Source organism: Streptomyces sporangiiformans (assembly GCF_005768555.2).
GTDB classification, from domain to species: domain Bacteria; phylum Actinomycetota; class Actinomycetes; order Streptomycetales; family Streptomycetaceae; genus Streptomyces; species Streptomyces sporangiiformans.
This window is the reverse complement of the sequence record NZ_VCHX02000320.1, coordinates 13,887-30,310: the sequence shown is the minus strand read 5'-3', so window position 1 is coordinate 30,310 and position 16,424 is coordinate 13,887. Positions and strand designations below refer to the sequence as shown.

At 70.0% G+C, this 16,424-nt stretch carries 12 protein-coding genes; 8 read left to right on the top strand and 4 right to left on the bottom strand.

What is annotated here, in order from left to right; translation table 11 throughout:
* Positions 1 to 82: 82 nt before the first annotated feature.
* Positions 83 to 265 carry a hypothetical protein gene (locus FGD71_RS39575; protein ID WP_119105388.1) on the bottom strand — a complete coding sequence of 61 codons (183 nt, stop codon included), beginning with the start codon at positions 263 to 265 and terminating at the stop codon, positions 83 to 85.
* 106 nt (positions 266 to 371) lie between these two features.
* Complete coding sequence (locus tag FGD71_RS39570; RefSeq protein ID WP_119105387.1) at positions 372 to 1,415, bottom strand: acyl-CoA desaturase; 1,044 nt, start codon at positions 1,413 to 1,415, stop codon at positions 372 to 374.
* A gap of 243 nt (positions 1,416 to 1,658) precedes the next feature.
* Between FGD71_RS39570 and FGD71_RS39565 the strand changes: the two genes are divergently transcribed.
* Together FGD71_RS39565 and FGD71_RS39560 are read left to right on the top strand one after the other, a co-directional pair.
* The gene (locus tag FGD71_RS39565; protein ID WP_119105386.1) at positions 1,659 to 4,523 is read left to right on the top strand and encodes a DEAD/DEAH box helicase; all 2,865 of its coding nucleotides are present in this window, start codon (positions 1,659 to 1,661) and stop codon (positions 4,521 to 4,523) included.
* Positions 4,520 to 5,788 (top strand): SWIM zinc finger family protein, encoded by a 1,269-nt coding sequence (locus FGD71_RS39560; protein WP_119105385.1) that lies wholly within the window; start codon positions 4,520 to 4,522, stop codon positions 5,786 to 5,788. The genes FGD71_RS39565 and FGD71_RS39560 overlap by 4 nt, the downstream gene beginning before the upstream one ends.
* Before the next feature lie 83 nt (positions 5,789 to 5,871).
* Here the strand turns inward: FGD71_RS39560 and FGD71_RS47735 are convergent, their stop codons facing one another.
* Positions 5,872 to 6,453: a hypothetical protein gene (locus FGD71_RS47735; RefSeq protein ID WP_205571193.1), complete on the bottom strand. Its 582-nt coding sequence runs from the start codon at positions 6,451 to 6,453 to the stop codon at positions 5,872 to 5,874.
* 387 nt (positions 6,454 to 6,840) lie between these two features.
* Positions 6,841 to 8,007: a xylose isomerase gene (gene xylA / locus FGD71_RS39550; protein ID WP_119105384.1), complete on the bottom strand. Its 1,167-nt coding sequence runs from the start codon at positions 8,005 to 8,007 to the stop codon at positions 6,841 to 6,843.
* A 175-nt stretch (positions 8,008 to 8,182) separates the two neighbouring features.
* Here xylA and xylB point away from each other — a divergent pair, with 175 nt between their 5' ends.
* From xylB to exaC, 6 genes are all read left to right on the top strand, one after another.
* Entirely contained in the window at positions 8,183 to 9,628 is a 1,446-nt protein-coding gene (gene xylB, locus FGD71_RS39545) for a xylulokinase (protein ID WP_119105383.1), read from the top strand.
* An 81-nt stretch (positions 9,629 to 9,709) separates the two neighbouring features.
* A complete protein-coding gene (locus FGD71_RS39540; protein ID WP_119105382.1) occupies positions 9,710 to 10,918 on the top strand; it encodes an ROK family transcriptional regulator in 1,209 nt (402 codons plus the stop codon).
* A gap of 365 nt (positions 10,919 to 11,283) precedes the next feature.
* Complete coding sequence (locus FGD71_RS39535; RefSeq protein WP_119105381.1) at positions 11,284 to 12,297, top strand: acetamidase/formamidase family protein; 1,014 nt, start codon at positions 11,284 to 11,286, stop codon at positions 12,295 to 12,297.
* A gap of 224 nt (positions 12,298 to 12,521) precedes the next feature.
* The gene (locus FGD71_RS39530; protein ID WP_240436999.1) at positions 12,522 to 13,133 is read left to right on the top strand and encodes an N-acetylmuramoyl-L-alanine amidase; all 612 of its coding nucleotides are present in this window, start codon (positions 12,522 to 12,524) and stop codon (positions 13,131 to 13,133) included.
* Positions 13,134 to 13,230: 97 nt separating this feature from the next.
* On the top strand, positions 13,231 to 14,535 hold the full coding sequence (locus FGD71_RS39525; protein WP_119105529.1) for a GAF domain-containing protein: 1,305 nt from the start codon (positions 13,231 to 13,233) through the stop codon (positions 14,533 to 14,535).
* 188 nt (positions 14,536 to 14,723) lie between these two features.
* Positions 14,724 to 16,247: an acetaldehyde dehydrogenase ExaC gene (gene exaC / locus FGD71_RS39520; protein WP_119105379.1), complete on the top strand. Its 1,524-nt coding sequence runs from the start codon at positions 14,724 to 14,726 to the stop codon at positions 16,245 to 16,247.
* Positions 16,248 to 16,424: the final 177 nt, after the last annotated feature.

Genomic DNA, 16,424 nt, shown 5'->3' with positions numbered 1-16,424 from the left:
ACCGTGCCGTCGGCAGGCCCACGAGCAGCGATGTGGTCAACTCTTGCGCTCCGGAAGGGAGCTGACTCGGTCGGCGGGTGTCTCAGCGGCCGATCTCCTTGCGAGTGACGCGGCGCAGCCTGCGCCGCTGCGAGGGGTCCAGCGTCAGATACGCTGCCGCGGGAACTCCCAGAACGATCAGCAGGGCGGCCCACCAGGGCAGCCAGATGAGCAGGATGAGCCCGGCCGCCACACCTCCTGCGGCGATCTTCGCGTTCTTCGACATCTTGTGTCGCCTCCTTCGCGGCCACTGCCGCTCTCTGCCTTGAGAACGGGTCCGTGCCCTCGGCGGTTCCGGACCGCGACCCTGATACGACCCTGATGCGCGACCCCTACTCGCCCCTGAGGGGCGCTCCGACCTCGTACATGTGGCGCAGGGCCTGCCGGTAGGAGTCCACGAGCGCCGCCTCCGCGTAAGGGATACCCAACTCTCGGCAGTGGGCACGCACCAGAGGCTGGACCAGTCGCAGATGGGGGCGCGGCATGCTCGGGAACAGATGATGCTCTATCTGGTAGTTGAGACCGCCGAGGAACCAGTCGGTGACGATGCCGCCCCGGATGTTGCGGGACGTGAGCACCTGGCGGCGCAGATGTCCCCAGCGGTCCCCCTCGGGGTCGGGCATGTCCATGCCCTTGTGGTTCGGCGCGAAGGCCATGCCCAGGTGCAGGCCGAAGAGCGCCTGGTGAAGTGCGGCGAAGGCGAGAGCCTGCCCGAGGGACATCGAAGTGAGCAGCAACGTCGCGTAGGCGGCGACATGGGTCACCAGCAGCAAGCCCTCCACCATGCGCTCACGAGGGGGCTGTCGACGCAGGTCCTGGAATCCGTAGACCTTCAGGGCGATGCCTTCGAGGAGAGTGAGCGGGAAGAACAGCCACGCCTGGTTGCGGGTGAGCCAGCGGCGAAAGCCGGCACGCCCTCGGGCCTGCTCGCTGGTGAAGACCAGGATGTCGGCGGCGACGTCAGGGTCCTTGTCGATGTGGTTGGGGTTGGCATGGTGGCGGCTGTGCTTCTCGTTCCACCAGGAATTGCTCATTCCGAGCAGCAGATTGCCGTGGATGAGTCCGATCACGCGACTCATGGACCGGTTCCCGGTGATCTGGGAGTGGCCCGCGTCGTGCCCTATGAAGGCCGTCCGTGCGGACAGGACGGCGAGCAGCGGCGCCAAGAGCAGCACCCACCAGGAGTGGCCGATCAGGACCACACCGACGACGACAGCGGCCAGGGCCAGGGCATTGCCCACGATGGCGACCGCGTACCAACCGTGTCTGCGGTCCAGGAGACCTTGACCTTTGACGGTGCGCAGGAGCGGCGCGAACTCACTGCCCTTGGAAGCCCCGGGAGGGCTTTCCACGAGAGCTGCGGCGGTCTGGGGCATGGCGGGTCTCCGGTCTCTCGAGGAACGGGCTGACGTGAAGAAACGTACGAATCGGTGACCCTGGGCGACCATGGCGCCACCACCCGTGTACATGCGGGGGAACCCACCCGCACTCAGGTGGACCTGACGACACCCCAAGCAAGGTGACCCGCCTCACGGCTTCACCGTGCTCGCGAGATCGCAAACGTGGTGTATCCTCGGCGGCTCCGCCAAGTAGTCAAATTTGAGGAATAAGCTATCGTTGTGCAGAGAAGTCCCGTGGTAACGCCCTCAGCGATCTTCGAACTGGCCCGCTGCTGTGCCGTGTTCGTACCCGCCGAACCGGCCCGCACCGGCAGCGTCGCCTTCTGGCATCCCGACGGCGACGGCACTCCTGTCGTCGCATCCGGCACCGTCGAGGAACTGACCGTCGCCCTGCCCGGCGACGACGGGGTCGAGCTGATGACCGTCCCGGCGGTACTGCTCCCGGTGCGAGCCGCACTGCCGGTCCTCACGCGCGCGCGTGCCGCCGCGCACACGCACAGAGCCACCGCCTTCTGGGGTGCGGCAACCGTGCTCGCGCTGCAATTCGCCGCGCGCGGACTGCTGTTGCCCGGTCTCAGCGCCGACGACCACGACGCGTGGCGTGCCGGACCGCTCCGGGCGAACGAGGTGGAACGGATCCGCGAACTGGCCGCCGCGATGCCGCCCCACGCGCATGCGGTGCCGGCCGACGAGACCGACCCCCTGCGTCTGCCCGACCCGGAGCGGCTGGTGCGTGCGTTCCTCGACGCGGTCGCCGACGCGCTCCCCCGGTCCCCGGCGGCGACGCTCGCAGCGGGCGGCCCGGCCTTCGCGGCAGTCGCACCGCAGCACATCCCCGAGCAGCGCGCGTGGGCAGCCGACGTCGCCGCGGGGCATGACGCGGGCGTACGGATCTCGCTGCGCATCGAGGTGCCGGGCCTCGCCTCGGCCGTGTCGGACGAGACACGACTGCCCTTTCGTGCGGTGCTCCAGCTGCACAGCGTGAACGATCCTGCTCTGGTCGCGGACGCCGCCGAGGTGTGGGCCGGATCGGACTCGCCGGGCCCGGCCTTCGGGCCGCGCGCGCGAATGGACGCCCTGCTCGCGCTGCGTCGCGCGGCACGAGCGTGGGCTCCGCTCTCGCCCCTGTTGTCGGCGGCCGTGCCCGACGCGATCGAACTCGCCGACGAGGAGGTCACCGAGCTTCTCGGCGAAGGTGCGCGGACGCTCACTGCCGCGGGGGTCGAGGTGCACTGGCCCAAGGAGCTGGCGCGCAAGCTGACGGCCCGCGCGGTCATCGGTCCGCCGGACGATCAGCAGGTCACGGGCAGTCTGTCGTCGGACACACCGTCGTTCCTGTCGGCCGACGCGCTGCTGGCATTCAACTGGTCGTTCGCCCTGGGGGACGAGCGGCTGACGCGGCAGGAGCTGGACCGGCTCGCCGAGGCGAGCCGCCCCGTGGTGCGCCTGCGCGACCAGTGGGTGCTCGTCGACTCGCAGGAGGTGCGCCGCGCCCGCGCACAGCAGGATCGCAAGGTCACGCCCGTCGACGCGCTGAGCGCCGCTCTGACGGGTTCCACGGACGTCGACGGCCACAGCGTCGACGTTCAGCCCACCGGGTGGCTGGCGACGCTGCGTGAGCGGCTCTCGGACCCGGAGGCTCAGGAGCCGGTCGGGCAGCCCGCCGCGCTCGCCGCGACGCTGCGGGACTACCAGCTGCGGGGCCTCAACTGGCTGGCCCGGATGACGTCGTTGGGGTTGGGCGGATGCCTCGCCGACGACATGGGCCTGGGCAAGACGATCACACTGATCGCCCTGCATCTGCACCGGCAGACCGACGAGTCGGCAGCGGGTCCCACGCTCGTCGTCTGCCCGACATCGCTGATGGGCAACTGGCAGCGCGAGATCGAGCGGTTCGCTCCGGGCATCCCTGTGCGCCGTTTTCACGGCTCCCGGCGAAGCCTGGAGGGTCTGGCCGGCGATGAGTTCGTGCTCACGACGTACGGCACGATGCGGCTCGACGCAGAGCGGCTCGCCGGAGCGTCATGGGGCATGGTCGTGGCGGACGAGGCGCAGCATGTGAAGAATCCGTACTCGGACACGGCACGCCGGCTACGGACGATCGGCGCACGCGCGCGCGTGGCCCTCACGGGAACCCCGGTGGAGAACAACCTCTCCGAATTGTGGGCGATTCTCGACTGGACCACTCCGGGACTGCTGGGCAGGCTCGGCACGTTCCGCACCCGGTACGCGCAGGCCGTCGAGGGCGGTCAGGATCCAGCCGCGGCGGATCGGCTCGCCCAGCTCGTACGACCGTTCCTGCTGCGTCGTCGCAAGTCGGACCCGGGCATCGCTCCCGAGCTGCCGCCGAAGACGGAGACCGACCGTGCGGTGTCGCTCACCAAGGAGCAGGCAGGTCTGTACGAGGCGGTGGTCCGCGAGACTCTGGCGGAGATTTCGGGCGCCGACAGCATGGCTCGGCGCGGCCTGATCGTGAAGCTGCTGACCGGATTGAAGCAGATCTGCAACCACCCGGCGCAGTTCCTCAAGGAGGACAGTCCGAAGATCGCGGGTCGCTCCGGAAAGCTGGAGCTGCTCGACGAACTCCTCGACACCATCCTCTCCGAGGGAGCGGGTGTTCTGGTATTCACCCAGTACGTGCGGATGGCGCGGCTGATCGAGCGCCATCTGGCGGCACGGGGCATGGCGTCCCAGTTCCTGCACGGCGGCACCCTCGTCGCCGAGCGGGAGGCCATGGTGCAACGCTTCCAGGAAGGCGAAGTGCCTGTCTTCTTGCTGTCGTTGAAGGCCGCGGGCACGGGCCTGAACCTGACACGAGCCGAACACGTCGTGCACTACGACCGCTGGTGGAACCCGGCCGTCGAGGCTCAGGCCACTGACCGCGCGTACCGCATCGGCCAGACGCGGCCCGTGCAGGTGCACCGGCTGATCGCCGAGGGAACGATCGAGGACCGCATCGCGGACATGCTGCTGCGCAAGCGGGAGTTGGCGGACTCGGTGCTCGGATCCGGGGAGACCGCGCTCACCGAGCTGACCGACACCGAGCTGGCCGACCTGGTGGAGCTGCGAGGAGGCGACCGATGAGCGACCCGCACAACGACAACCTGGAGCGCACCTTCGACGCGCTGCCGCCCGCGCGCGGGCAGGGCTTCGCACAGACGTGGTGGGGACAGGCCTGGCTGAAGGCGCTGGAGGACGCGGCACTGGACTCGGAGCAGGTGAAGACGGGCCGCAGGCTCGCGCGCGGGGGAACCGTGGGAGCCGTCTCGGTGCGCCCCGGGCGGATCACAGCGGTGGTCCAGGACCGGGACCGCACGCCGTACCGCGCCGATGTCCTGCTCCAACAACTGTCCGAGGACCAGTGGGACCGGTTCCTGGACATGGCCGTCGAACAGGCCGGGCACATCGCGGCGCTGCTCGACCGCGAGATGCCGCCGCATCTGGTCGAGGACGCGGAGGCGGCCGGTGTCGAACTCCTGCCGGGTCTGGGGGATCTGGAGCCGGAGTGCGGCTGCGGCGCGTGGGACCACTGCGGCCACACCGCGGCGCTGTGCTACCAAATGGCGCGGCTGCTGGACCAGGACCCGTTCGTACTGCTGCTGATGCGCGGTCGTGGTGAGCGCGAACTGCTCGATGAGTTGCAGGTGCGCAGTGTCCGCCTTCCCGAAGCGGCCCCCGTATCGGATGAGCCGCACCAGGGGGTTGACGCCGCCGAGGCGTACGCGGCGGCGGACATCCTGCCGCCGTTGCCCGCGGCTCCTCCCCTGCCCGGAGAACCGGGACAGCCGCCTTCGCTGGACACGGAGGCAGGAGCCGGGCCCGGGATCGATCCGGGCGCCCTGGAGTTCCTGGCGAAGCAGACCGCCCGCGAGGCACACCGTCTGCTCGCCGAGGCGCTCGGGTCCGGGCACGAACAGCGCCTTGTGGAGGAGGAGTTGACCCTCTCGCAGGACGCCGTACGGCTGGCCGCGGGCGACCCTGAGAGTCAGGCGACCGCTCGGCTCGCCGAAGGATCGGGCCGCGACCTCGAGGGGCTGGCGCTCGCTGTCCGTGCCTGGGAGTTGGGGGGTGCGGCCGCGCTCGACGTACTCGAAACCGAGTGGGTGGTGGAGGCGGAAACGCTCGCACGCGCGCGTGCCGCTCTCGAATCCGCCTGGGAGGAGGACGAGCGGCCGTCGCTGCGCGCGTACCGCAACCGATGGACCGTCGTCGGCACGTCGGCACAATTGCGGCTGGGGCTCGACGGCCGCTGGTGGCCCTATCGCAAGGAACGGGGGCTATGGGCACCCGCGGGTCCGCCGGCCCAGGACCCGGCCACGGCACTCGCCCTCGCGGAAGGGCACGAATGACCCCGACACCACCCGCCAGATGAGTGGTTGACGCCGAGCGCGCATCCGGCCGAACGGCGTTTTTCCTGGGGCACGCGCGTGGCTCACGCCAACGGCTTGGTGAGCTTGCGGTTCCCGCCGACGTCCGCGGCCAGGCTGCACGCGACGCTGTCTATGCCGAGGCCGAAGCCGGTGGGATCCGGATACTGCACCAGGGTGCCGCGCACCGACCCGGCCGGTTGCTTGGCCGCCTTGGCCTGGAGCGGCTTCTCGCAGAGCGCCGATGCCGCCTTCTTGAGGGCGGCATCGGTCTTGTAAGTGCCCTCCAGCTCGGCCATCTTCACGACTTCCGCGTCATGCGCCGTACGGCACGATCGTTTCGTGGCCTGGCCGGGCCTGCTGTCGTCGGTGTTGAAGCAGTCACCGGCCTTCAGCATGTAGTACGGCACTTCGTCGCCCGCGGGAGACGGCAACAGCGACTCCAAGTCGCTCGGCGCGCCGCTCGGCAGCAGATCGGACGGCACATCGGAGGGCAGGGAGGGCAAGGAAGGCAGTCGGCTGGGCACCTCCGGGGGGATGCTCAGCGACGGTGTGGGCGTACGCTCCGCCGCCCCACTGCTCTCCGCGGGCGACTTCTCACCCGAAGAGCCGTTGTCGCTGGTGGCTACCAGCACCACGGCGGCCACGACCCCGACCCCCACGATGATGGCAAGCAGGATGAAGAGAGCGTTGCGGCGCCCTCCCGGCCCGCCGGGTGAGCCGGGCGGCGGCGGTGGCGGTGGCTGCCAACCGCTGCCGCCCTGCCACGGCGGTCCATTGCCTCCAGGAGGAGGTCCGTAACCCCCGGGAGGCGGGCCGAATCCTCCGGGCGGCGAGCCGAAGCCGCCGTTGCCCGGAGGCGGTGTGTCATCCGGCGGCCGAGGGGGCTGGGGCGGTAAAGGCGGCATGGCCATACCGTCAAGAGTCGCCTCGAACCGGTCATAAAGCGATCCCTGCGCGGAACTTGATACGGACTCATAACGCGGATCGCACGATTCCGGGGAATTCCACGCAGGGCCTCACCAGAGGCGGAGTCAGCCCCGGGCACCCAGCAGATGGTCCATGGCCAGCTGATCCAGGTGCTCGAACGCCATCCCGCGCGCGGCGGCCGCCTCCACATCGAACTCCTCGAAGGCCGCACGGTCGGCGAGCAGCGCCTGGACACCGTCAGCGGCGGTGGGCTGCGCCAGTTCGTCCAGACGCGAGGCCCGCAGGGCCTCCTGAACCTCCGGGTCGGCCCGGAAGGCGGCCGAACGCTCCCGCAGGATGAGGTAGTTGCGCATGCAGCCCGCGGCCGACGCCCACACTCCGTCCAGGTCCTCGGTGCGCGGCGGCTTGAAGTCGAAGTGCTTCGGCCCCGCGTAACCGGCGCTCTCCAGGAGATCCACCAGCCAGAAGGCCGCTCGCAGATCACCCGCGCCGAAGCGCAGGTCCTGGTCGTACTTGATGCCGGACTGGCCGTTGAGGTCGATGTGGAAGAGCTTGTCCGCCCACAGGGCCTGGGCGATGCCGTGCGGGAAGTTCAGCCCGGCCATCTGCTCGTGTCCCACTTCGGGGTTGACGCCGTACAGCTCCGGCCGTTCCAGGCGCTCGATGAACGCCAGGGCGTGGCCGACCGTCGGAAGGAGGATGTCGCCACGGGGCTCGTTCGGCTTGGGTTCGATCGCGAAGCGCAGGTCGTACCCCTGCGAGGTCACATACTCGCCGAGGAGATCGAACGCCTCCTTCATGCGGTCGAGCGCGACCCGTACGTCCTTGGCGCCTCCGGACTCGGCGCCTTCCCGGCCACCCCAGGCAACGTAGGTCCGCGCGCCCAGCTCGACCGCGAGGTCGATGTTGCGGATCGTCTTGCGCAGTGCGTAGCGGCGCACGTCCCGGTCGTTGGCGGTGAACGCGCCGTCCTTGAAGACAGGGTGCGTGAAAAGGTTCGTGGTGGCCATGGGCACGGCCATACCGGTGGCGTCGAGCGCCTGCCGGAAGCGCTTGATGTGCGACTCGCGCTCGGCGTCCGAGGACCCGAAGGGGATCAGGTCGTCGTCATGGAAGGTCACTCCATAGGCACCCAGTTCCGCCAGGCGCTGCACCGTCTCAACCGGGTCCAGGGCTCGCCGGGTGGCATCGCCGAACGGGTCCCTTCCCTGCCAGCCGACGGTCCACAGTCCGAAGGTGAACCTGTCCTCGGGGGTGGGCTGGTAGTTCATGCCGCGGCTCCTTGTTCGCTCCGGGTTGACTCCGACCATTTCGTCATGGCGCTTAACAAATTAGTATGCGGAGACATCTCTGGGAAGAGACGAGATGCGAAACCCGGACCGAGTCGGTTCGGGGCGCCCCGGAACAGGCCGTATCCCGCGGAGCCGCGGAAAGAGGGAGAGCTCGATGTCAGCAGCCGAGGGTCCGCTCGTCGTCGGCGTGGACACATCCACCCAGTCCACCAAAGCGCTGGTCGTGGACGCGGCCACCGGAGAGGTGGTGGCAAGCGGGCAGGCACCGCACACCGTCTCCTCCGGGGCGGGCCGCGAAAGCGATCCGCGGCAGTGGTGGGACGCGCTGTGCGAGGCGCTGCACCAGTGCGGCGACGCGGCGCGGGAGGCCGCTGCGGTGTCCGTGGGCGGTCAACAGCACGGTCTCGTCACGCTCGACGCGCAGGGCGCCCCGGTGCGCCCTGCCCTGCTGTGGAACGACGTACGGTCGGCCCCGCAGGCCCGCCGCCTGGTGGAGGAGCTGGGAGGTCCGAAGGCGTGGGCCGAGCGCACCGGCAGCGTGCCGGGCCCCTCCTTCACGATCACCAAGTGGGCATGGCTCGCGGAGCACGAGCCCGAGGCGGTCCGCGCGACAACGGCCGTACGGCTGCCCCACGACTACCTGACCGAGCGCCTCACGGGACTGGGCACGACCGACCGGGGCGATGTCTCCGGCACGGGCTGGTGGGCGTCCGGGACCGAGACGTACGACGAGGAGATCCTCGGCCACGTGGGACTCGACCCGGCACTGCTCCCCCGCGTGGTCCGGCCCGGCGAGGTGGTCGGGACCGTACGCCACAGCGGAGACCTGCCCTTCTCCAAGGGCACACTGGTCGCTCCGGGCACCGGAGACAACGCCGCCGCGGCACTCGGGCTCGGACTGCGTCCGGGCACCCCCGTCCTCAGCCTCGGCACATCCGGCACGGTGTACACCGTCTCGACGCACCGGCCCGGCGACCCGACCGGGACCGTGGCCGGTTTCGCCGACGCGCGCGGCGACTGGCTGCCGCTGGCCTGCACCCTGAACTGCACGCTCGCCGTGGACCGCGTAGCCACCCTGCTGGACATCGACCGCGAAGCCGTCGAGCCGGGCACCGGCGTGACACTGCTCCCCTACCTGGACGGCGAGCGCACCCCGAATCTGCCGCACGCCTCCGGGCTGCTGCACGGACTGCGTCACGACACGACGCGCGGGCAGTTGCTGCAGGCCGCCTACGACGGTGCGGTCCACTCATTGCTCGGTGCCCTCGACCTGGTGCTCGACACGGATGCGGACCGGTCGGCTCCGCTGCTGCTCATCGGAGGAGGCGCGCGCGGAACGGCCTGGCAACAGACCGTGCGCCGTCTGTCGGGACGCCCCGTTCAGGTGCCCGAGGCCAAGGAACTGGTCGCGCTCGGCGCCGCCGCACAGGCCGCGGGGGTGCTGACCGGCGAGGACCCGGCGGCGGTGGCCCGCAGGTGGGACACCGCGCGGGGACCGGTGCTCGAGGCCGTGGAGCGGGACGAGGCGGCACTCGCGCGAATCGCCGGGGTACTCTCCGACGCGGCCCCGCTGCTGGAGCGCGAGCCGGACCGGCACTGACGAGGTCTCCCTCGCGGGAACAAGGCCCGTACCGACCAGGACAGCCCTGACGAGACCGACCGGACGAGGACTGACGGAGGCATGACCGCACCGCTGCACGAGGCCCACCCCAGCAGTCCCGGCCGCAAACTGCCCGACACCCAGCAGGGCATGCGCCGCCGCAACCTCTCCCGTGTGATGCACACCGTCAACGCCGAGGGGCCGCTGTCCCGTGCCGCCGTCGCCTCCCGCATCGGGCTGACCCGGGCGGCCGTCTCGACCCTCGTGGACGAGCTGATCCGCTCCGGGCTCCTCGAAGAGCTAGGCCCCGAGCGGCCCGGCCGGGTGGGGCGGCCCGGCTCCGCGCTGGCCGTCAGCGGACGCGGCCCCGCCGGAATCGGCGCGGAAGTAGGCGTCGACCACCTCGCCGTGTGCGCGGTGGATCTGCGCGGCAAGGTGCGGGCACGGGTTGTGCGGAACGGCGCCAATCGAGGCCGCGCTCCCGAGCCGGTGCTGCGAGAACTGACCGCGTTGGTACGCCAGGTTGTCACCGATGCGGACCGGGAAGGCCTGTGGCCCGCGGGCCTTGCCGTCGCCGTGCCCGGTCTGGTGGCCCGCGACGCCCGGACCGTGGTACGCGCCCCCAACCTGGATTGGCACGACACGGACCTCGGTGCGCTGCTGCCCGGCGAACTTCCGCTGACAGTGGACAACGAGGCGAACTTCGGCGGGCTCGCCGAGCTCTGGCTCAACGAGGCGGCGCCGCGCGACTTCCTCCATGTCTCCGCGGAGATCGGCATCGGTGGGGCGGTCGTCGTGGACGGTCGCCTGCTGCGCGGCCGGCACGGCTTCGCGGGCGAGTTGGGCCATGTTCCGGTACGTCCCGACGGGCCGACGTGTGCGTGCGGCGGGCGGGGCTGTCTCGAGCAGTACGCGGGCGAGGAGGCCGTTCTGCGTGCGGCTGGTCTGGAGCCGGGCTCGGACCGGGTCGGACTACTGGCGGAACGCGCCGCGCAGGACGACAAGGACGTACGGCGCGCCCTGCGCGGCGCCGGGACCGCGCTGGGCATCGCGCTGACCGGCGCGGTCAATCTGCTGGACCCTGAGGCCGTGGTGCTGGGCGGGGCGCTGTCCGAGCTCGCGCCCTGGCTGCTGCCGTCGCTGGAGCGGGAGTTGGCAAGGCGCTCGGCAGGCCCCGCATGCCCGGTGACCGTATCCCGGCTCGGCCCCGAAGGACCGCTGCTGGGCGCGGCACACTCCGTGGTGCGGGCGGTGCTCGATGATCCGGCTGCGGTGGCAAGCGGAGCGTAGGCCGCGGGCCTCCCTTCACCCAGCACGCGGTGGCGGCGACCGTACGGCCCCTCACTCCCCCTTACGGGTGACTGAGTTGTCCACAGTTCCGACGTTGTCCACTGAGCAGGGCGGCATTCTTCCTCCCCAACCGGCTGGCGCCGTACCGTAATTCACGCGAGACACCGCCATCCGACCGACGGCGGCGCGCCAAGGACCAGTGTGTTCAAGAGTCGGGGAATTCGGGGGATTCATATGTCGGGGAAGACAATGCAGGGACTGCGGCATGGGGCCGTCGGCCGGCGCCAAGTCCTGCTCCAGGACGTCACGGCGATGGCCCCCACCGCAGTAGCCGTCAGCCTTCGGCAGAACGGAGCAGTGCAGCCGTGAGCGACCCGCGGATCCTGACCGTGCGCCCGGAACCGGGCGAGTACGCATGGACGTTCGGCGGCGCACCGCCGGTGGCTCGGATCATGCCGGGCACCGTCCTCGAACTGTATACGGAGGACTGCTTCGCGGGTCGGGTTCGGTCCGAGAAGGACTTGGTGTCCGAGGTGTGTGAGTTCCCCTTCCTCAATCCGCAGACGGGCCCGTTCCATGTGGAGGGCGCGGAGCCGGGCGACACGGTCGCGGTGCACTTTGTGTCGATCGAACCGGCGCGCGACTGGGCGGCGTCGACGACGGTCCCGCTGTTCGGGGCGCTCACCTCCACGCACACCACGGCCACGCTGCAGCCGCCGTTGCCGGAGACCGTGTGGATCTGGCAGCTCGACCGGGACAGGCGGACAGCGTTGTTCAGTGCCCGGGAAAGTGACATCGAGGTCGAGCTGCCCATGGATCCGATGCACGGCACCGTCGGGGTGGCGCCCGCCAACCTGGAGGTGCGCTCCGCACTGGTGCCCGACGCGCACGGTGGGAACATGGACACGCCGGAGATGCGGGCCGGTGTCACCTGCTATCTCGGAGTGAATGTAGACGGCGCGCTGCTCAGCCTCGGTGACGGGCACGCGCGGCAGGGCGAGGGCGAGACCTGTGGTGTCGCCGTCGAGTGTGCGATGAACACCGTGGTGATCGTCGAGCTCCTCAAGGGGATCTCCACGCCCTGGCCCCGCATCGAGTCCGACACGCACATCATCTCGACCGGTTCGGCTCGTCCTCTGGAGGACGCGTTCCGAATATCCCAGCTCGACCTGGTGCGGTGGCTGGTGCGGGACTACGGGTTCAGCGAGCTGGACGCCTACCAGTTCGCGACCCAGGCCGTCGAGTCGCCGCTCGCCAACGTCTGCGACACCAACTACACGTGTGTGGCCAAGCTCCGTAAGGAGTGGCTGCCCAAGCGCGAGACACATCGCGGGCTGCACGCACGGTTGCGTGAAACGGCGACGACGCTGGGGCGCTGAACCTCGAAGCCACATCCCGGTTCTGCGTCCTATGGTCTACGCGCCTCCATGCTCCGGGTCTGTTTCGTCCCTTGCTCCCCATCCTTGCTCTGCGCGCCGACCACAACACGCCCTGCGGCGTGCTCAGGTACTCGACCGCCGGCTACGCGGCCACTGCGTGCGGCGGTATCACCCGGAGCTCGTCCCACCCCTCATCAGACTCCCGTCGAAAGGCAGTTCCTTCCTTGAACCGAACCCGCTATGTGCCCAAGTCGCTCCCGAGCAGACGTCGCCTGCTGCAGAGCACGGCCCTCGCCACGCTCTCCACCGTGTTACTGCCCAGCACACGGGCCGACGCGAAAACCCAGGCGTTCGACTACCCGCTTGCCGAGTGGGCTCCCGCGCACACCGCCAACTACACGGCGTCCAACCGTCCGACGAGCCATCCCGTCGACTTCCTGATCATCCACATGACGCAGGCGACCTACGCGAACACCCTGCGCATCTTCCAGAACCCGAAGAAGCAGGTGTCCGCTCACTATGTCGTGCGGTCGGCCGACGGACATGTCACGCAGATGGTGCGGGAGCGGGACGTCGCCTGGCACGCGGGCAACTGGGACTACAACACACGCAGCATCGGCATCGAGCACGAGGGGTGGGTGGATCAGCCCGCGTACTTCACCGACGCCATGTACGCGCAGTCGGCGAAGCTCACCGCGGCGATCTGTACCAGATACGGCATCCCGAAGGACCGTGCGCACATCATCGCGCACTACGAGGTGCCGGGCTCGGATCACACCGATCCGGGGCCGAACTGGGACTGGACGCGCTACATGAGGCTCGTCGGCTCCGCGTGACGGGCGGGCCCCGTCGGTCAGGTCCGGCGGGGCCGTGGGGAGGGCCCTGCCAGGAGCGCGGTCACGAAGCTTGTCCGCACTCGCCACCGGGGTGACGATGTCCAAAGCCGCATCGCATTCCGGGGAGGCCGAGTTGACCGATCCATGGGTGGCCCTGGAGCCGGGGGCCGATCCCGCACAGCGGGTGCGGGTGCTGCGCGCCGCCCACGAGACGTTCACGGAGGCGGGCACGGTGCCGCGGCCGGTGCGTTCCGTGGTGGCCGAGTCGTGGCGGCGATCTGCACGGGCCGGCGTCGGACCGGACGGCACGGCGTGCGTGGAGCTCACCGACGGTGACCTCGGCTCGTACCGCGCTGAGCACCCGCTGGCCCAGGTGATGCCGCTGTTCCGCGAACTCATGGGCACGTTCGCGGCGGATGGCGAGCATCTCCTGGCGGTGTGCGACGCGCAGGGCAGGCTGCTGTGGGTCGAGGGCCACGCGGGGACCCGGCAGAAGGCGGACGTGATGAACTTCGTGCCGGGGGCGCGCTGGGCGGAGTCGGCGGTCGGCACGAATGCTCCGGGTACGGCCGTGGCGCTCGATCGACCGGTGCAGGTCTTCGCGGCCGAGCACTTCTTCCGGCGCGTGCAGCCATGGACGTGCGCGGCGGCTCCCGTGCACGATCCGCGCACCGGACGGCTGCTCGGCGCGGTCGACATCACCGGCGGCGACGGGCTCGCGCATCCGCACAGTCTGGGTTTCGTGCAGGCGGTGGCACGTGCGGCGGAGTCCCAGCTGGCGCTGCTCACACCGGCCCCGGTCACCACCGACGCGCTCGAACTGACGGCGCTGGGCCGTGACGAGGCACTGCTCCTGGCGGGCGGCCGCAAGCTGCGTCTGAGCCGCAGGCACAGCGAGATCCTGGTGCTCCTGTCCAGGCACCCGGAGGGGCTGACCGGAGACGAGCTGCTGTGCGCGCTGTACGAGGACGAGTCGGTGACGCCGGTGACGTTGCGCGCGGAACTGGCCCGGTTGCGGCGTCTCCTCGGTGCTGGGGTGCTCGGCTCACGGCCGTATCGGCTGGCGGTTCCGGTCGAGTCCGACGTCGCGGTCGTGGAGCGAAGGCTCGGCACCGGTGCGGTCACGGCGGCCGTGAGGGCGTACGCGGGTCCGCTGCTGCCCGGTTCGCAGGCACCGGCGGTGGCGCGGTTGCGCAGAAGGCTCGCCGACGGGCTGCGCGCGGCGCTCGTCGCCCGACGCGACCCGGACCTGCTTGCGGACTGGGCCCACGCGCCGTGGGGCGAGGACGACCTCGACGTCTGGCGGGCGCTCGCTGCGGCGCGGCCGACGGCAACCGTACGAGCACGCCTGGAGGAGCTGGAGAACGAGCAGTCGGCACTTCACGCGCGGGCGCCGGGCTGACGTTTCGAGCACGCTTGCGCGCATCCGGACGGGCAGCGCCTCGCCTCGCACCGGAACTGGCCACCCGGACCAGCGCCGGCACACCAGCAGGCACACCGGCGCGCAACGTACATGCAACCTCCCGGTGCCTACCGTCGCGCGCAGAGCTGCCCAACGGCGGGCAGCGCTTCTCTGGGAGGCAGAGCCGCATGACCCGTTACGCAGCGCCCGGCACTGAAGACGCGATCGTCTCCTACGAGGCGCGTTACGACCACTTCATCGGCGGGGAGTACGTGCCGCCCGCGCGGGGGCAGTACTTCGAGAACCCGAGTCCGGTGAACGGGCAGCCGTTCACCGAGGTCGCGCGGGGCACCGCCGAGGACGTGGAGCGCGCGCTGGACGCGGCACACGCCGCCGCTCCCGCGTGGGGCCGCACCTCGGTGACCGCCCGTGCCGACGTCCTCCTCAAGATCGCCGACCGGATGGAGGCGAATCTGGAGAAGCTCGCGGTCGCCGAGAGCTGGGAGAACGGCAAGCCGGTCCGCGAGACGCTCGCCGCCGACATCCCACTCGCCATCGACCACTTCCGCTACTTCGCGGGGGCGATCCGCGCTCAGGAGGGCTCGCTCGGCGAGGTGGACGACGACACGGTGGCCTACCACTTCCACGAGCCGCTCGGGGTGGTCGCGCAGATCATCCCGTGGAACTTCCCGATCCTGATGGCAACGTGGAAGCTCGCGCCGGCGCTGGCCGCGGGAAACGCGGTGGTCCTCAAGCCCGCGGAGCAGACCCCGGCGTCCATTCACTACTGGTTGAGCCTGATAGCGGATCTGCTGCCGGCGGGCGTCGTGAACGTCGTCAACGGTTTCGGAGTCGAGGCGGGCAAGCCGCTCGCGTCCAGTCCGCGCGTGGCGAAGGTAGCCTTCACCGGCGAGACCACGACCGGGCGGCTGATCATGCAGTACGCCTCGGAGAACATCACTCCGGTGACGCTCGAACTCGGCGGCAAGTCGCCCAACATCTTCTTCGAGGACGTCTGGGCGGCGAACGACGACTTCCGCGACAAGGCGCTCGAGGGCTTCACGATGTTCGCGTTGAACCAGGGCGAGGTGTGCACCTGTCCTTCCCGGGCGCTCGTCCAGCGCGGCCACTACAGCGAGTTCATGGAGGCGGCGGTCGCCCGCACCGAGCAGATCAAGACCGGCAACCCGCTCGACACGGACACGATGATCGGCGCGCAGGCCTCCAACGACCAGCTGGAGAAGATCCTCTCCTACCTGGACATCGGCCGGCAGGAGGGCGCCAAGGTCCTCACCGGCGGTGAACGCATCGAGCACGGCGGCGAGTTGAAAGGCGGCTACTACGTCCAGCCGACGATCTTCGAAGGCGACAACCGCATGCGGATCTTCCAGGAGGAGATCTTCGGGCCGGTCGTGTCGGTGACGTCGTTCAACGACTTCGACGACGCCATAAAGATCGCCAACGACACGCTGTACGGTCTCGGGGCCGGCGTGTGGACGCGGGACATCAACACGGCCTACCGCGCGGGCCGTTCGATCCAGGCAGGCCGCGTCTGGACGAACTGCTACCACGCCTACCCGGCGCACGCGGCGTTCGGCGGCTACAAGGGCTCAGGCATAGGCCGCGAGACCCACAAGATGATGCTGGACCACTACCAGCAGACGAAGAACATTCTTTGTTCATACAGCCCGAAGAAGCTTGGGTTCTTCTAGAACCTCAAGCGGTTGCCTGGAGGAGCTTCGCCCCTCCAGGCAACCCAGACCCGCAGTCACTATCCGCGATCACTCGGGAACTTTCCAGCACCATTCGCCGCGAATCTGCGCGGCTCCCGGACCAGCCACGGGCCAGTTGGAGCGCTACGCCGCGCCGACGGCCCCAGGCGTATCCGC